Annotated in this window: 13 protein-coding genes and 1 pseudogene; 3 read left to right on the top strand and 11 right to left on the bottom strand. The window is 37.8% G+C overall.

Annotation, left to right across the window (positions count from 1 at the left end; genetic code table 11):
- Position 1: 1 nt before the first annotated feature.
- The 5 genes from MHI18_RS17290 to MHI18_RS17270 all read right to left on the bottom strand — a co-directional run bounded on the left by MHI18_RS17290 (position 2) and on the right by MHI18_RS17270 (position 6,002).
- Positions 2-880, bottom strand: coding sequence for a carbohydrate ABC transporter permease (locus MHI18_RS17290; protein WP_340849084.1), 879 nt, complete (start codon positions 878-880; stop codon positions 2-4).
- Between the two features lie 105 nt (positions 881-985).
- Positions 986-2,281, bottom strand: a complete 1,296-nt coding sequence (locus tag MHI18_RS17285; RefSeq protein WP_340849081.1) for an extracellular solute-binding protein — start codon at positions 2,279-2,281, stop codon at positions 986-988.
- Positions 2,282-2,385: 104 nt separating this feature from the next.
- A complete protein-coding gene (locus tag MHI18_RS17280; protein WP_340849079.1) occupies positions 2,386-3,159 on the bottom strand; it encodes a response regulator transcription factor in 774 nt (257 codons plus the stop codon).
- Entirely contained in the window at positions 3,149-4,900 is a 1,752-nt protein-coding gene (locus tag MHI18_RS17275) for a sensor histidine kinase (protein ID WP_340849077.1), read from the bottom strand. The genes MHI18_RS17280 and MHI18_RS17275 overlap by 11 nt, the downstream gene beginning before the upstream one ends.
- Before the next feature lie 58 nt (positions 4,901-4,958).
- The gene (locus tag MHI18_RS17270) at positions 4,959-6,002 is read right to left on the bottom strand and encodes a CapA family protein (protein WP_445670042.1); all 1,044 of its coding nucleotides are present in this window, start codon (positions 6,000-6,002) and stop codon (positions 4,959-4,961) included.
- A 233-nt stretch (positions 6,003-6,235) separates the two neighbouring features.
- On the opposite strand from MHI18_RS17270, the gene MHI18_RS17265 reads away from it, so the two are divergent.
- A complete protein-coding gene (locus tag MHI18_RS17265) occupies positions 6,236-7,864 on the top strand; it encodes a M4 family metallopeptidase (protein ID WP_340849071.1) in 1,629 nt (542 codons plus the stop codon).
- A gap of 386 nt (positions 7,865-8,250) precedes the next feature.
- Here the strand turns inward: MHI18_RS17265 and MHI18_RS17260 are convergent, their stop codons facing one another.
- From MHI18_RS17260 to MHI18_RS17245, 4 genes are all read right to left on the bottom strand, one after another.
- Positions 8,251-8,466, bottom strand: coding sequence for an excalibur calcium-binding domain-containing protein (locus MHI18_RS17260; protein WP_445670010.1), 216 nt, complete (start codon positions 8,464-8,466; stop codon positions 8,251-8,253).
- Between the two features lie 176 nt (positions 8,467-8,642).
- Complete coding sequence (locus MHI18_RS17255) at positions 8,643-10,994, bottom strand: heavy metal translocating P-type ATPase (RefSeq protein ID WP_340849069.1); 2,352 nt, start codon at positions 10,992-10,994, stop codon at positions 8,643-8,645.
- 17 nt (positions 10,995-11,011) lie between these two features.
- The gene (locus MHI18_RS17250; RefSeq protein ID WP_340850316.1) at positions 11,012-11,383 is read right to left on the bottom strand and encodes an ArsR/SmtB family transcription factor; all 372 of its coding nucleotides are present in this window, start codon (positions 11,381-11,383) and stop codon (positions 11,012-11,014) included.
- Positions 11,384-11,544: 161 nt separating this feature from the next.
- On the bottom strand, positions 11,545-12,375 hold the full coding sequence (locus MHI18_RS17245) for an STAS domain-containing protein (RefSeq protein WP_340849067.1): 831 nt from the start codon (positions 12,373-12,375) through the stop codon (positions 11,545-11,547).
- Positions 12,376-12,648: 273 nt separating this feature from the next.
- Here MHI18_RS17245 and MHI18_RS17240 point away from each other — a divergent pair, with 273 nt between their 5' ends.
- A complete protein-coding gene (locus MHI18_RS17240) occupies positions 12,649-12,822 on the top strand; it encodes a hypothetical protein (protein WP_340849064.1) in 174 nt (57 codons plus the stop codon).
- Positions 12,822-13,013, top strand: a complete 192-nt coding sequence (locus MHI18_RS17235) for a YwbE family protein (RefSeq protein WP_340849063.1) — start codon at positions 12,822-12,824, stop codon at positions 13,011-13,013. Before MHI18_RS17240 ends, MHI18_RS17235 begins: the two co-directional genes overlap by 1 nt.
- A gap of 56 nt (positions 13,014-13,069) precedes the next feature.
- On the opposite strand, the pseudogene MHI18_RS17230 reads toward MHI18_RS17235, so the two are convergent.
- Positions 13,070-13,903: pseudogene (locus tag MHI18_RS17230) on the bottom strand (IS3 family transposase); the annotation flags it as partial.
- Positions 13,897-14,460, bottom strand: coding sequence for a helix-turn-helix domain-containing protein (locus tag MHI18_RS17225; protein ID WP_340845507.1), 564 nt, complete (start codon positions 14,458-14,460; stop codon positions 13,897-13,899). The pseudogene MHI18_RS17230 and the gene MHI18_RS17225, both read right to left, overlap by 7 nt.
- Positions 14,461-14,489: the final 29 nt, after the last annotated feature.

Below are 14,489 nucleotides of genomic sequence, written 5' to 3'. Positions count from 1 at the left end.
GTTAATAATTAGCGTCTTCGTCAGAAGCGGTAAGCTTAGTGATCACCCATGTAACCACCAGACAAATAATTAATAGGAAAAATCCAATGGCACTTCCATATCCGAAGTCAAATCCTCTAAATGCTTGATGATACATATAAGAAGCCATTACTTCACTAGAACCATTTGGTCCCCCGCCGGTCATGACATAAATCAAATCGAAATATTTTAAAGAACCAACGACAGCAAGAACAATCGTAACTTTGATTACGTTCATAATCAGAGGCAGCTTAATTTTCACAGCAATTTGCCAGGCACTTGCTCCATCAATCTTCGCTGCTTCAATTAATGTTTCGGGAATATTTTTTAGTGCTGCATAATAGATCAATATATAAAATCCAGCATATTGCCATATGATTGGAATGAAAATAGCAAACAAAGCAATTTTCGGGTCCGCAAGCCATTCCGGCGTATTTTCCACCCCTAAAGATGTCAATAAATTATTTAAGATTCCATTCGTAGGATGATAAATCTTTAACCATAACTGGGCAATAGCTACTGATGCAAGTAACATGGGAATTAAATATATTTTCCTGAAAAAATCTGCGCCCTTAATTTTCCCAGCCAGTATGATTGAAATCAGTAAGTAACCAATTAAGCTGATTGCTGAAAATAAGGCTAGTAAAAATGAATGGTAGGCACTACCCCAAAATTTTGGATCCTTAATTAGGGTGGTATAATTAGTAAGACCAATAAAATCCATCTTTCCGATTCCATCCCATTTCATCAACCCGTAATAACCAGTTAGAACAATAGGAACATATATTAATGCGAGGATTAACACTAGTGCTGGGAGTACGTAAATCGCAATAATTTTCTTATTTGACATCACATTATTCACAATCATTCAACTCCTTTAATAAAACATATGTTCCTGTTTTTAGAAAAAGAAAGGACATCCCTCTATATTGCGGCATGTCCTTTCTTCTATTTGCCTGCCGTCAGCTTATTCCTTAGATAGAGCTTCCTCATGCTGTTTTACATAATCATCAGGTGTAACTTCCTTGCCGAACAGTGACTGGATTAGATTTAAATGAGTCTCTGCGACAGATGCACTCATTTGTACATCAGCAAAGAGTGTTAGATTGCTGGCATTATTCAAGTCAGTTAATACGTCAATATAAAATTTAGGAAGGTCAACCTTTGCTGTATCAACTTTTGTCGCAGGTATCACCCCAGCATCGGTCACCGATTGCTCTCCCCATTTTTCAACGAAGAATTTAACAAAATCTTTTGCATCATCTTTTACCTTTGAATTTTCAGAAACGAACATTCCTACACCTGGTCCGCCAACCCAGCTGTTAATGTCCCCTTTTCCACCTTCAACAACAGGAAACTTAAAGTATCCGATATTATCCTTAAACTCTTGAGCTATTTCTTCATTTGTCGTGAAATTTGGCAGTTCCCATGAGCCCATTAGATACATAGCGGCCTTTTCATTCATGAATTCTGATTTACCTTCATCATTTGACAGACCATTAAAGCCTTTAATAAATCCTTTTTCATCCACTAAGTTTTGAATTTTTTCAGCCGCTGTTTTAAGTGCTGGATCTTCAAATGAACCTGTACGATCAATAGCTTTTGTTAACACTTCTGATCCGCCGATTCTATCAGCCAGATACATATACCACAGCGACCCTGTCCAGCGGTCCTTATTACCAAGCGCTATTGGTGCCACTCCTTTAGCAGCGAGTGTTTTCACAATAGTTTCAAACTCTTCATATGTTTCAGGAACTTCTAAATTATATTTAGCAAAAATACTCTTATTATAGTAAATTGGGGCAATATTTAATTCCAACGGAAGTCCATATGTTTTTCCTTCAATCGCATACGCTTCAGTAGTACCCGCAACAAATGATTCCTTTAATCCACCGTCTAGAACGTCATCGAGGGGAGCAAATAATTCACCTTTTACAAAGGGTTCTAAATAACCAGCTGCCCATGTAAACCCTACATCTGGAAGCTCGTTGGAAGAAGATAATACTTTAATTTTATTTTTATATTGTTCATTATCTAGAACCTCTACTTCCACCTTTATATCCTTGTGGTCTGTCTCATATTGTTTAATAATGTCAGTTAAAATTTTATTTTGCTGTTTTGCGCTTCCTGCAGGCCAAAGATGCATGAATTTTATCGTCTTCTTCGTATCTCCATTTGTTTCTTCTGAACTAGAACAGCCAGTAAGTATTGAAAATACCGCTAACATGAGCGCCAATAGTAATGTATGCGCTTTCTTATTCATCTTTAATCCCCCCTTGAATTGCTTACACTCAAAGTTTACCATCATTACTAGTCAAGGGTAAGGACACAACGATTGGGGAAAACCCCATTATCTTTAGACCCTCTTCAAACATTTTTTCGATATTTACTGGGAGTCATTCCTTCGTGTTCTTTAAATAATTTTATAAAGTATTTATCAGTTTTATATCCTACTGCAGCCGATATATCGCCTATTTGTAAATCTGTACACATTAATAATTTCTTAGCGGCTTGCAGTCGTTTCCGCGTCACATATTCACTAAAGGTGACATTCATTTGTTCTTTAAATAAGAAGCTGAAATAGCTTGAGTTTAAATGGACAGATTGTGACACATCCCTCAGACTCAACGGTTCGTTTAAGTGATCATTTATATACTGACAAGCTTCTTTTATTGGTAAGCGTGTTTGATCATTTTTAACTTCTATATGGTAGAGATGTTCGTCAATAACTTTTTCAATAACGCCATTTCTTTCATTTCTTTCTTCGTCTACCAAGGCCTGTTCAACTGCCTCAATCAATTTCTGTCTATTTAAAGGCTTTAATAAATAGTTCTTCACCCCAAGCTGAATCGCTTCCTGTGCATACGTAAATTCTGAATAGCTGGAAATGATAATGACAACAAAATCTTTCCCTGCTTTCTTAAAACCTTCCACCAACATTAATCCGGTAATTTCAGGCATACGGATATCCGTAATTAACAAATGAATTTTTTCTTTCTCAACTATTTCCCTTGCTTCTTGACCATTTTCTGCCTGAAGGATTTGATACCTGCCCGCTGACCAGACTTCGAGCATTTTAGCTAAACCTTTTCTAGTATTCGGTTCATCATCTACAATTAAAATCCTTTTTTCAGCCATCATAAAAGCCCCTTTTAATAGGTATTCTAAAGGAAACGCAGGTCCCTTGGCCTAATTGGCTCGTTATCGAGAGTCCTGCCTCAGGGTCATCATTGTAGTAGAGGCGCAGTCGCTTATTGACGTTTACAAGTGCCATGCCATTCTTCTTTACTGAAGAAGTTATTCCCTCAATTGATTCTTGAATACTTTCAACTGTTTGCTTACTCATCCCTGGTCCATCATCTATAACTGAAATTCTTATGTTATTGGGGAACCTTTCCAACTTAACAAACACGGTACCTGTACCTAATTGATTTCCAATACCATGTAGAATTGCATTTTCAACTAATGGTTGAATGATAAGTTTTGGTATTTCGATCTTTAAACTATCCTCTGGTGCGGTTATCCGCCAAATCAACCGATCTCCAAACCGCATCTTCATTAACTTCATGTATCTTTCAATTTGTTCTAGTTCTTCTCCAACAGTCACCCAATCATCCTTCTTGGGATGACTGATCGTGTACCGAAAGAGATCTGACATGGCAACAACATTCTCGGCAAGCTCTTCCTCTTCCTTTTCGATAAGCGACCAGTAAAAGGCGTTCAGCGTGTTATATAGGAAATGTGGATTTATTTGGGCTTGTAAGGCTTCCAACTCAGTTCGGCTTCTCATTATTTCCTTTTCATAGACAACCTGAATCAAATAATTTGTATTTTCGACCATCTGATTATACGTTTGATTTAATTCCATGATTTCAAGCGTTGATGAAGTATCTGGATTTGTCACCAGCTCACCCTCTGTTGCGTGTTTCATTGCTTTAGTTAAGTTGAAGATTGGCCTCGTTATCATCGTTGAAATAAAGATCGATGAAAAGATAAAAATTAGAAAACCAATAATACCAGATATTAAAATGGCTATCTTTAAACTGGTGAATCCTCTAGTCAGTTCATCAACGGGTGTTAAGATAAAAAGCGTCCAGCCTGTGATTTCAGATGTATGTTTGATGATTAGAAAATCCTTTTTGTTGACGCTAATGGTGCGGCGGTATTCATTGATGAGCTTCTTACTATCTCCTTCATAACTATCACTAATTGGATTGTCCATACTATCTAGTAGAATATGAGTCTCATTTCCCTGACTCTCCCCATCTACCTCTAAAAATTGTAAATAACTGCGTTCCACTCTTACTAGTAAGTATCCGCCTCCGGAGAACGATTGGTTCATTATGCTTACTCTACGTATAGCTAGAAAGGAATCGGGATATTTCAAGTCATCCCCAATCCAGACAAGCTGGCCTTTAGCAGAATTGGCCTTTTCAATCCAACTCGGTTCAATTCGTGCAGTTAATTTTTTTTTATCCATCGGAAACAGTCTGATTTTGTCAGCTGTATATAACTCAAAAGAATGAATACCTTTTGAATAGGCCGGAAATGTATTGACTACTTTCAATAAAGATTGACGTTGTTGGAGTTCAACTTCTTCTAGTTCTTCTCCATTCATTATATTTTGCATAAGTGTTTGAACGGTTTCATTTGTTACAACCTGATTTGTCAACATGTCAATTTGTTGATATAACGTATCAAATCGCCCATTTGCCTGGACGGCAGTTTGTTGGATTTGCTTTTCAGCATTCGTTTTTAGCATGACTCCCACTAAGTTAAAAGTTAAAATACTTACAATTCCTAAAACAATAATCATTACCAGAATAAAGACAATGGAAATTTGATTTCTTAATGAATTAAATGGGGCTAACCTAGATTTCATAATTAGTTGCCTCTCTTACCATATTCTTAGTATCCCAATCTTTAGATGAAAAGAGACCTTACCTTTTACTAACCTTTCCACTCTTTGAGATCTTCGCACGGGTTGATAAACCATTCAACTTCTTGATCACTTTCTGATTATAGGCATCGTTCATCAGCTTTGGCTGTCCATTTACTATTTTTGCAGGGATAAGCTTAATACCTACTTTGTTATTATCAAAGGTTATAGTCGCCATCATTGTTTCCGAGCTTTTAGCACTCGAAGACGTAAACACAAAATTACCCATACTATAGAAAATTGGTTTATTTTTATAATAATCAATTCCCATTAACGTATGACTATGACTGCCTACCACTGCATCTACTCCAGCATCAATAAACTTCTTCGCCATTTCACGGGCATAAGCCTCCGGATAATCCGTACTTTCTTTGTTCCAGTGAATCATGACTATCGTATAATCAGAGCTTTTTACTGCTTTCTTCACATATTTCATCATCGGTTCAGGTGAATAACCGCTTGCCAATCCTGGTTTAGATATTCCTGCCATCCAGCTTGTTTCTGGAAGAACTCTGCTGATGCCCAAAATCGCAATTTTCTTCCCATTGACTACTTTCTGATACGCCTGAAACGCTTCTTTTTCATTCTTTCCTGCGCCGCTATAGCCAATTTTATATTTTTTCAAATTAGCCATTGTATCAGTAAGTCCTATCTGTCCGTAATCCAGCGTATGGTTATTCGCTAAACTAACCATGTCAAAACCTGCATTATACACGCCCTTTAATGTCCTCGGCTTAGAGCGGAATGTGAACTGCTTTTGTTGAGCGGTCCCTCTAACCGTAACTGACGTTTCTAGATTTCCTGCCGTAAGATCACTTTTCTTTAATATCGGCCCCACTGATTTGAAGGGGTAATCGACTCCAAACTCTTTAATTCTTTCCCCTACACTCTTATCTAATAATATATCTCCCGTAACCGTAACCGTTATTGGCTTATGTTTCGATTTCCCTTGAGATTCACTACTCGCAGCACTAACTTCTTTTCCAAAGATTACCAGAAATAAGATTACAACAATTGAACTGGCTAGGTATAGTCTATTTTTTATCAATCCCATATCTCCCAACTATCTTTATTTAAATTCTGCTATTCTATATATTACCAATTATAGTGAAAGTGAATAAATATAACCAGAGGAATATTCAACTGAAAGATTTCTATTAAATATTATATTTTTCGTTTAAATACGCTAAAAAGAACTCTTTTTTCTGGACTTTAGGGGTTTGTCTATTTTTGAAAATTGATATAAAAATAGACTAATCTGATGAAGGAGTTGAACGTATGAAGGGTAGAGTATTGTTAGGAACGGCATTATCTGTTGGATTATTATTTTCTGTTATTCCCCAGCAACAAGCTTTCGCAGCAAAAAATGTGTTGAGCGAAGAACGGTATAACAAGAAGAAGGATTCGTTAGAATTTAAAGCTGGTAATTTGTCTGAGCCTTCCTCAGACAAAGCCGAAGATATCCTTCTAGCCTTTTTCGAGAAAAATAAAAACGCCTATAAGATAGGTAAAAAGAAGGCGAAAGACTCCTTTATCATTCAGAAGCAAAGCACAGATGAACTTGGCAACACGATATTAAAGCTTCAGCAGACTTTTGAAGGCGTACCAGTTTGGGGATCTACTCAGGCCGCAGTTATTGATAAAAAAGGTGTGTTGACTGTTGTTTCTGGAACAGTTGAAGCCAATCTTGAAGACAAATTAGGAAAAAAATCTAAAAAGGGTATCCGTTCAGCAGAAGCTGTTAAGCTAGCTGAAACTGATTTAGGATTTGTCCCAGACTATGAGCAATCGCCTACTACTGAACTAGTTGTCTATGCAGATGGCGACAAGGCGAATTTTGCTTTTAAGGTAAATCTAAATTTCCTTGATCCTGAACCGGGAAACTATTATTATTTCATCGCTGTCACTACGGGTGAAATTTTAAATAAGTACAATACACTTCACGAAGTGACTGGCAGTAATGCAGTCGGAAGTGGAACAGGCGTATTAAATAATGCTGTTTCCCCATTAAATACAACGCTCGCAAGTGGAAGTTACTATTTACAAGACAATACTCGCGGCAATGGGATTTTCACTTATAACGCGAATAATCGGACAAGCCTCCCAGGAACACTTGTAAGCAATACAAGCAATGCGTTTACCGCAACTACTAACAAAGCTGCCGTCGACGCTCACTACTATGCTGGAAAAACGTATGATTATTATAAATCCACATTTAATCGTAATTCTTATAATGGCAGCGGTGCAATCATTAAATCGACCGTCCATTATAGCCGCAACTATAATAATGCTTTTTGGAATGGTTCACAGATGGTATATGGTGATGGCGACGGAACTACCTTTATTCCGTTATCGGGCGGTCTTGATGTCGTTGCCCATGAGTTGACTCATGCGGTCACATCAACTGAATCAAACTTAATCTATCAAAATGAATCAGGTGCATTAAACGAAGCCATTTCTGATATATTTGGAACGGTCGTCGAATTTAAATACCAAGCAGGTGAAGCTGACTATTTAATTGGAGAAGACATCTACACACCGAATACTTCCGGTGATGCGTTGCGTTCGATGGAAAACCCTGCCTTAAATGGTGACCCGGATTATTATGAGAATCGTTATATAGGAACAGGGGATAACGGTGGAGTACACACAAACAGCGGGATTATTAATAAAGCTGCCTATTTAATTGCAGCCGGCGGTACCCATCATAACGTGTCCGTTACTGGAATTGGTGTGGATAAATTGGGAGCAATTTTTTACAGAGCGAATACGGTCTATTTGACCTCTTGGTCTACCTTCTCGCAAGCTCGGGCAGCACTTGTGCAATCAGCATCTGATTTATATGGATCCACAAGTGCAGCTACGACCACAGTCAAAAATGCATTTACAGCGGTCGGTGTAAACTGACTAATCAATATCACTCTACCCGTAACAGCTGTCGAGGAATCCTCGGCAGTTTTTCTTTTTCACTTTAGTCGTAAACCCTAATTACCCCTATTTCTCCGGAGGTTCAAAATGCTTTTGCACACTTTTTGGTCTGTTTTGCACAGTTTTAAGGCTGTTCTGCACACCTTTAAGCCCGAAGTGCACAGCATTCCCTCATTTCTGCACACACTCTTTTCTTAATCTAGCTATAATCGACCAGCACATGTTTCAAAGTATGTATTTTTCTATAAGCCCGAAGTGCACAGGATGGTGAGATTTTTTTAGATGGGTTGCCTTAGAAAATGAAAACAAAAAAGGCGCTTGAAGCATCATGTTTGTCTGTTCCTTAACATGAGCATCTAGCGCACTTATCGTTCACATGCTATTCCATCTTTATCACGGTCATTTTTTTTATTTTTATTATAGAGTGTTTTAGAGACAAATGGTTTGTTTTTTATTTTGGCTCCCTTATTTTTAGTTGTTCGAGATTTTGCCACGCCCCCCTTATATACATTATTTAATGCCATACAATTTTTATATGATTTATTTTTATTCGGTCTGGCGTCCGCTGTTTCATTTGTCATCAATGTAAAACCAAGGATTATTACAAGTGATAAAAAAATGGCAGATAATCTTTTAATATAAAACCCTCCAATTCCATTTTTTTCTTGTAAATACTATAAAACATTTTTTTATTATCCGCAACTAACAACAAAAAATCGAGTGTAAAATCAGAACGATTCTACACTCGATTTCTATGTTAATTTTTCACTTTCAGTACACGCATTGAGTTAAGCACGGCAAGGACAGTTACTCCTACATCGGAGAATACGGCTTCCCACATGGTTGCAATTCCAAATGCGCCAAGAAGTAGGAAAATCGCTTTAACGCCTAAAGCAAAAATGATGTTTTGCCAAACGATCCCTTTGGTACGTCTGGCGAGCTTAAGTGCCTCTGCTATTTTAGAGGGTTCATCTGTCATAATGACGATATCTGCTGCTTCAATTGCCGCATCTGAACCAAGTCCTCCCATAGCTATACCAATATCAGCTCTTGCAAGAACGGGTGTATCATTAATTCCATCTCCAACAAAGATTAATTTTTCCTTCGGAGATTTCCGTTCAAATAGTTTTTCTAGTTCTTCGACCTTCTGATGTGGAAGCAGCTCGGCATAAACTTCATCAATCCCAAGATTCTTCCCAACTGCTTCTCCTACCCCTTTTGCATCTCCAGTCAACATAATTGTCTTCTTAATGCCTAATGCCTTCAGTTGCTGAATCGCTGTTTTCGCATCATCTTTTTCCTGATCTGAGATCAAGATGTATCCAGCATACTTTCTATCAACCGCTACATGAACAACTGTACCTTCTTTGGGTTCCGCAAAGTTGATTTTCTCTTCAATCATCAATTTACGGTTACCAGCAAGAATTTCCCTTCCTTCAGCAGTAACCTTAATTCCTTGGCCAGCTACTTCTAGATAATCCTGCAGCATCTTCTCATCTACTGTTTTTCCATATGCTTTTTTTATGGATAACGCAATAGGGTGGCTTGAATGAACTTCGGCGAAGGCTGCATATTCTAGTAATTCTTCATTAGAAAATTCAGCCGCTGCGGCAATTTCCGTCACTTCAAAAACACCTTTAGTCAGCGTTCCCGTTTTATCAAAAACAACATATTTTACATCGTTAAGCGCTTCTAAATAATTGCTTCCTTTGATTAAAATCCCTTTTTTAGAAGCACCCCCGATTCCTCCAAAGAATCCTAGAGGAATAGAAACAACAAGTGCACACGGACAAGAAATCACAAGGAAAACTAATGCACGGTAGATCCAATCAGAAAACAGCGCATCTGTGATGAACAATGGAGGTATTACTGCAAGTATCAGGGCCGTTATTACTACAACCGGTGTATAATAGCGGGCAAATTTAGTAATAAAATTCTCTGTTGGTGCCTTTTTACTGCTTGCATTTTCTACTAGCTCTAGGATTTTTGAAACCGCTGATTCACTGAATTCTTTCTGGACCTTTACGGTTACAACCCCATCTTTATTAATAAAGCCGCTCAAAACCTCACTGCCTGCTTCCACATCCCGAGGAATGGACTCACCGGTAAGTGCCGAGGTATCTACAGCAGCATTGCCATATGTTACGACTCCGTCTAAAGGAAATTTCTCACCAGGTTTGACCAGAATTAAATCACCAATATGAACCTCTTCTGGCGACACCTTAATTGTGCCATCTTTTGTAGTTAAATTTGCATATTCTGGACGAATGTTCATTAAAGCACTAATGGACCTTCGAGATTTATTCACAGCCAGGCTCTGGAACAGCTCACCTACCTGATAAAATAACATAACAGCCACTGCTTCAGGGTATTCTCCAATAGCAAAGGCGCCTAAGGTCGCAATCGCCATAAGAAAATTTTCATCAAACACTTGACCTCGGAATATGTTTCTACCGGCTTTCAGCAGTACATCACCGCCGACAAAGATATATGCTAGTATAAATAAACTAAGTTCCGCGAAAAGTGGCAGACCAGCAAAAACAGCAATGGACGTTAACACTGCACTTGCCGCAATTCTCATCAATAGAACTTTTATTCCTGAAGATCCGTGATTATGAGTATCTTCCTTCGCTGACTTATAGTCCTGTTCTGGAATTACCACGACATCAGGCTCTAGCTTTCTGACAATCTCACTAACCTCAGCGGATAGATCGTAGGATTTTTCAGTACCTAAAATAAGTTTCTTTGAAACAAAATCGACATGTGACGTTGACACACCCGTTAATAAACCGGCTTGTTTTTCAATTTTCATAGCGCAGTTCGCGCAATCCAAGCCTTCTAGATAAAACGTCTGACGAGACGAAACGGGTTTACTTTTATCTTTCATTTTCACATCAGGTTCTAGCTTTTTAATCATGCTTTCCGTAGAAGCGATAATCTGTCCAGTTTCATCTGGTTCGGTCTCTAGCTTAAGAGTCTTTGTTGCAAAATTAACGGAACAATTTGTTACACCCGTTAATCCACTCACATTTCTTTCGATTTTCGCTGCACAATTAGCACAATCTAAGCCCTCTAAAAGATACTCTTTTTTTACTCCTGATTCAGCCATTTCCTCACCTCCTGGCGTTATCCTTCATTTACATGTTGAAATGCCTGTTCAAAGATTGTTATCACATGGTTATCTGCAAGTGAATAAAAAACCATTTTTCCCTCTTTACGATATTTGACCAGCTTTGCCTGTTTTAACACCCGCAGCTGATGAGAAATGGATGATTGACTCATTGAAAATAAAGCAGCTAAATCACATACACACATTTCGGAGTCATACAGCGCATAGAGAATTCTTGTTCGTGTAGGATCTCCAAGAATTTTAAAAAGTTCCGCTAAATTTTTGACTGCTTCATGATCAGGCATCTTCGACTTCACCTGCTGAATGACATCCGGATGGATGACTGTCTGTCCGCACACTTCAATATCTATTGCTTTTATATTTTTCATATCATAATTAGTATCCATGTTAACTCCCTTCACAAACTATATATGAGCAAGTATTCATATGTTTACTTATAGTCTATGCGTCAAAATCATTTTGGTCAACAAATCTTCCCTGAAAAATGAAAAAACCAGCTTATTCAGCTGGTTGATCTGGCTATATATCATTATTCAATAATTAAATAATCCTTTAAAGCCTGCTGTAAGGTTCCCTTCGTTTCTACGTTCTTTTCAAAAGAACGACCAAGGTTCACTACTTCACGAACAATTTCAGGCCGGAGCCCTGTAATAGTCGTTTTACATCCCATCATCGATGTGCCTTCAATGATTTTCATGAGATTATCAATAACGTTTGACTCCATTTTAGCAATTCCAGATAAATCCATAATCAAGGTCTGAATCCGTAATCGACCGATTTCAATTAGCACTTTTTCTTCTATTATCTGGGTCCTAAACGAATCAATCGAACCAATTAATGGGAGAATACACACCGTAGGAGTAATTGGAATAATCGGTACGGATAGATCCTCAACCATTTCTTTCTGCCTTCTAATCAATTTATCCTTGTAATCTGAATAACTTACAATAAAAGTATTTAAAAAAGTATCAATTTGATCATTAATTTTCTTTTCCATGTTAAAGAACTGTTTTACATCCTGTGAATGACCAGTAACATGATTATAATGGTAGAAAAAATCCCAAATGGTTCTTCTAATTGCATGGACCCATTCTAACTTAAAGGATAGAGTAAGCGCATGCGTTGCCCAAACGACACCTTCCTGTTTGGCAAAGCTAATCAGTTCTTCCTCTCTCTCTTCAACAATATACATTGTTAATTTATTAGCATTATTTAATAAATCAATATTCCCGATTAATAAGATTTCTTCAATTTTACTACGTACATTTACTGCTTCTGATAATAGTTTTTCTTTAAATATATCTTTATTTTTATTTATAAATTCTTTTACTCCATCGTCTTTCTGATAAACTAAATTCATACAATCCTCCCTGTTCATATAATTGTCTTAGTTTTTTTAAATAATTATTTATATCTTATCAAAAAAAAAATAATCAGCAACATTTTAGAAATAGTTTTTTTAAACCTCTATCCTAATGCATACAATTGCAAGAGCACCAATTCGGCTTAATTAACATCCTTCAGCAAAAATTCAGATGATTAATTTTTTTAGTAAGAATATGTTTTGTTCCATATTACCTGCAAAATAGGCTATACTGTATATACGATAAAGCCTGTTCAGGAGGAATGTTTAATGTCAGAACAAAAAAAGAAAATCAGTCTGCAAGAGGTCATCAAGGAGCAGCTCGCTAATAAGAAGGGGCAGGGGTCAGCAGGGAAATTAAATACGGGTCCCGTTCAAACCCAAAAAATGAAAAGCCAGCTTCCAAAAAAACCGAATAACCAACATAGAAGGACCGGTGTATAATGAACGGACAAAATCGCAAGGATATTAAGCCGGGCATTGAGGTTGAAATTGTTTTAAAAGCAGACCAGCGTACAGGAAAGCTGACGACTGGTACGGTTAAGGATATCTTAACTAATTCAAGTTCTCATCCTCACGGTATAAAAGTCCGATTGACGGATGGTCAAGTAGGCCGTGTACAAAAAATAAAATAACAACATAAAAGAGGCTGTACGCGGTTGATGTGACCCCTAAAAGTTAGAGTTTTATATTACGCAGCCAATTGGTTGGTTTGAAGACGGTATTGTACCGGACTCATTCCAGCCAATTTCTGTTTAATGCGTTGGTTATTATAATAATAAATGTAGGACTCGATAGCCCGTTTCAGTTCCTCGTACGTGCGAAGTGGTTCACCATAATACATCTCTTGCTTTAATAATCCGAAGAAGTTCTCCATAGGCGAGTTATCTAAGCAGTTTCCCTTTCGGGACATGCTTTGGAACACGTTATGTTTTTTCAATGTATGGACCCATTTTCTATGCTGATAATGCCAGCCTTGATCTGAATGGATGGTCGTTCGGTATCTTGCCTCTTTTACTACTCGAAGAGTTTCCTTCAAAGGCTCTATTACAAAGTCCAGTGTCGGATGCATACTCATCCCATATGAAAGAATTTCACCATTATACATATCCAAAATCGGACTGAGGTAGAGTTTACCTCCATCCGCACACTTGAATTCTGTGATGTCGGTGGTGAGTTTTTGATAGGGAATAGGGGTCTTAAACCGGCGATGGATTCTGTTCTTCGCTACCGTGCCAATTGTTCCTTTGTACGAACTAAATCGACGTGATTTACGGGTGAACTTATCCCCTTTCAATCCAAGCTTTCTCATGATGCGTTGTACTTTCTTATGATTCACTAGGAGCCCCTGGTTCTTTAACGCTAAACGAATCCTGCGATACCCATAGTTGCCATTATGCTCTTCAAAAATAGCTTGAATGATTTCTTCTACTTCTTGATGAGGGTTTTCTTGCTTCATTTTTTTCACATGGTAATGATAAGAAGATTCGGGAATACCTATGAACTGAAGTACATCCTTCAGTCGGAATTCTTCTTTGAGTTCGTATGATAGCGCTGCTTGTGCTTTTCGAGATAACCGTCCGGATCCATCTGAAAAGCGCGCAACTTTTTTAGGTACTCGTTCTCCAAACGCAGAAGTTCATTTTCCCTTTTGAGTTTCTGTTCAACGGTCATCTCTTTTACAGGCTGTTTTCTTCTTTGATTGTTCTTCGCTTTGTCTGACATGGCTGGCCGTCCTTTCGGTTTAAGTAGGCCTTCCACACCACTCTCAAGGAGTTTTCCTTTCCACGAAGCAATCAAAGGTGGATTGGTTAACCCGAAGTGAAGAGCAGTTTCAGTGTAAGAAGCGCCTGTCCTTTTCATAAAGCTTAGTACATCAAGCTTGAATTGAACAGAATAAAATTCATTGGTTTTCTTTCTAGAAAGTCCAACTGCGCCTTGGTTCTTGTATATATTTACCCAATTTCTTAATTGCGTAGGTGATTTTATCTCGTATTTACGAACAAGTAGTTTGAAGCCAAGTGGACCATTCAGATACTCTCTCACAATCATCAACTTAAACTCATCGCTATATTTAGCCATACTAAAACACCCCAAAAGTTAGATTATGA

It is taken from the genome of Peribacillus sp. FSL H8-0477 (genome assembly GCF_038002765.1).
Classification (GTDB): domain Bacteria; phylum Bacillota; class Bacilli; order Bacillales; family DSM-1321; genus Peribacillus.
The sequence above is the reverse complement of the archived record's forward strand: the minus strand, read 5'-3'. Positions and strand labels throughout refer to the sequence as shown.

Excerpts from the sequence above, each read along its gene's own strand:
- MHI18_RS17285 (WP_340849081.1), bottom strand. The coding sequence starts at position 2,281 with ATGAATAAGAAAGCGCATACATTACTATTGGCGCTCATGTTAGCGGTA.
- MHI18_RS17280 (WP_340849079.1), bottom strand. The coding sequence starts at position 3,159 with ATGATGGCTGAAAAAAGGATTTTAATTGTAGATGATGAACCGAATACT.
- MHI18_RS17275 (WP_340849077.1), bottom strand. The coding sequence starts at position 4,900 with ATGAAATCTAGGTTAGCCCCATTTAATTCATTAAGAAATCAAATTTCC.
- MHI18_RS17265 (WP_340849071.1), top strand. The coding sequence starts at position 6,236 with ATGAAGGGTAGAGTATTGTTAGGAACGGCATTATCTGTTGGATTATTA.
- MHI18_RS17260 (WP_445670010.1), bottom strand. The coding sequence starts at position 8,466 with ATGACAAATGAAACAGCGGACGCCAGACCGAATAAAAATAAATCATAT.
- MHI18_RS17255 (WP_340849069.1), bottom strand. The coding sequence starts at position 10,994 with ATGGCTGAATCAGGAGTAAAAAAAGAGTATCTTTTAGAGGGCTTAGAT.
- MHI18_RS17250 (WP_340850316.1), bottom strand. The coding sequence starts at position 11,383 with ATGAAAAATATAAAAGCAATAGATATTGAAGTGTGCGGACAGACAGTC.
- MHI18_RS17245 (WP_340849067.1), bottom strand. The coding sequence starts at position 12,375 with ATGAATTTAGTTTATCAGAAAGACGATGGAGTAAAAGAATTTATAAAT.
- MHI18_RS17240 (WP_340849064.1), top strand. The coding sequence starts at position 12,649 with ATGTCAGAACAAAAAAAGAAAATCAGTCTGCAAGAGGTCATCAAGGAG.
- MHI18_RS17235 (WP_340849063.1), top strand. The coding sequence starts at position 12,822 with ATGAACGGACAAAATCGCAAGGATATTAAGCCGGGCATTGAGGTTGAA.
- MHI18_RS17225 (WP_340845507.1), bottom strand. The coding sequence starts at position 14,460 with ATGGCTAAATATAGCGATGAGTTTAAGTTGATGATTGTGAGAGAGTAT.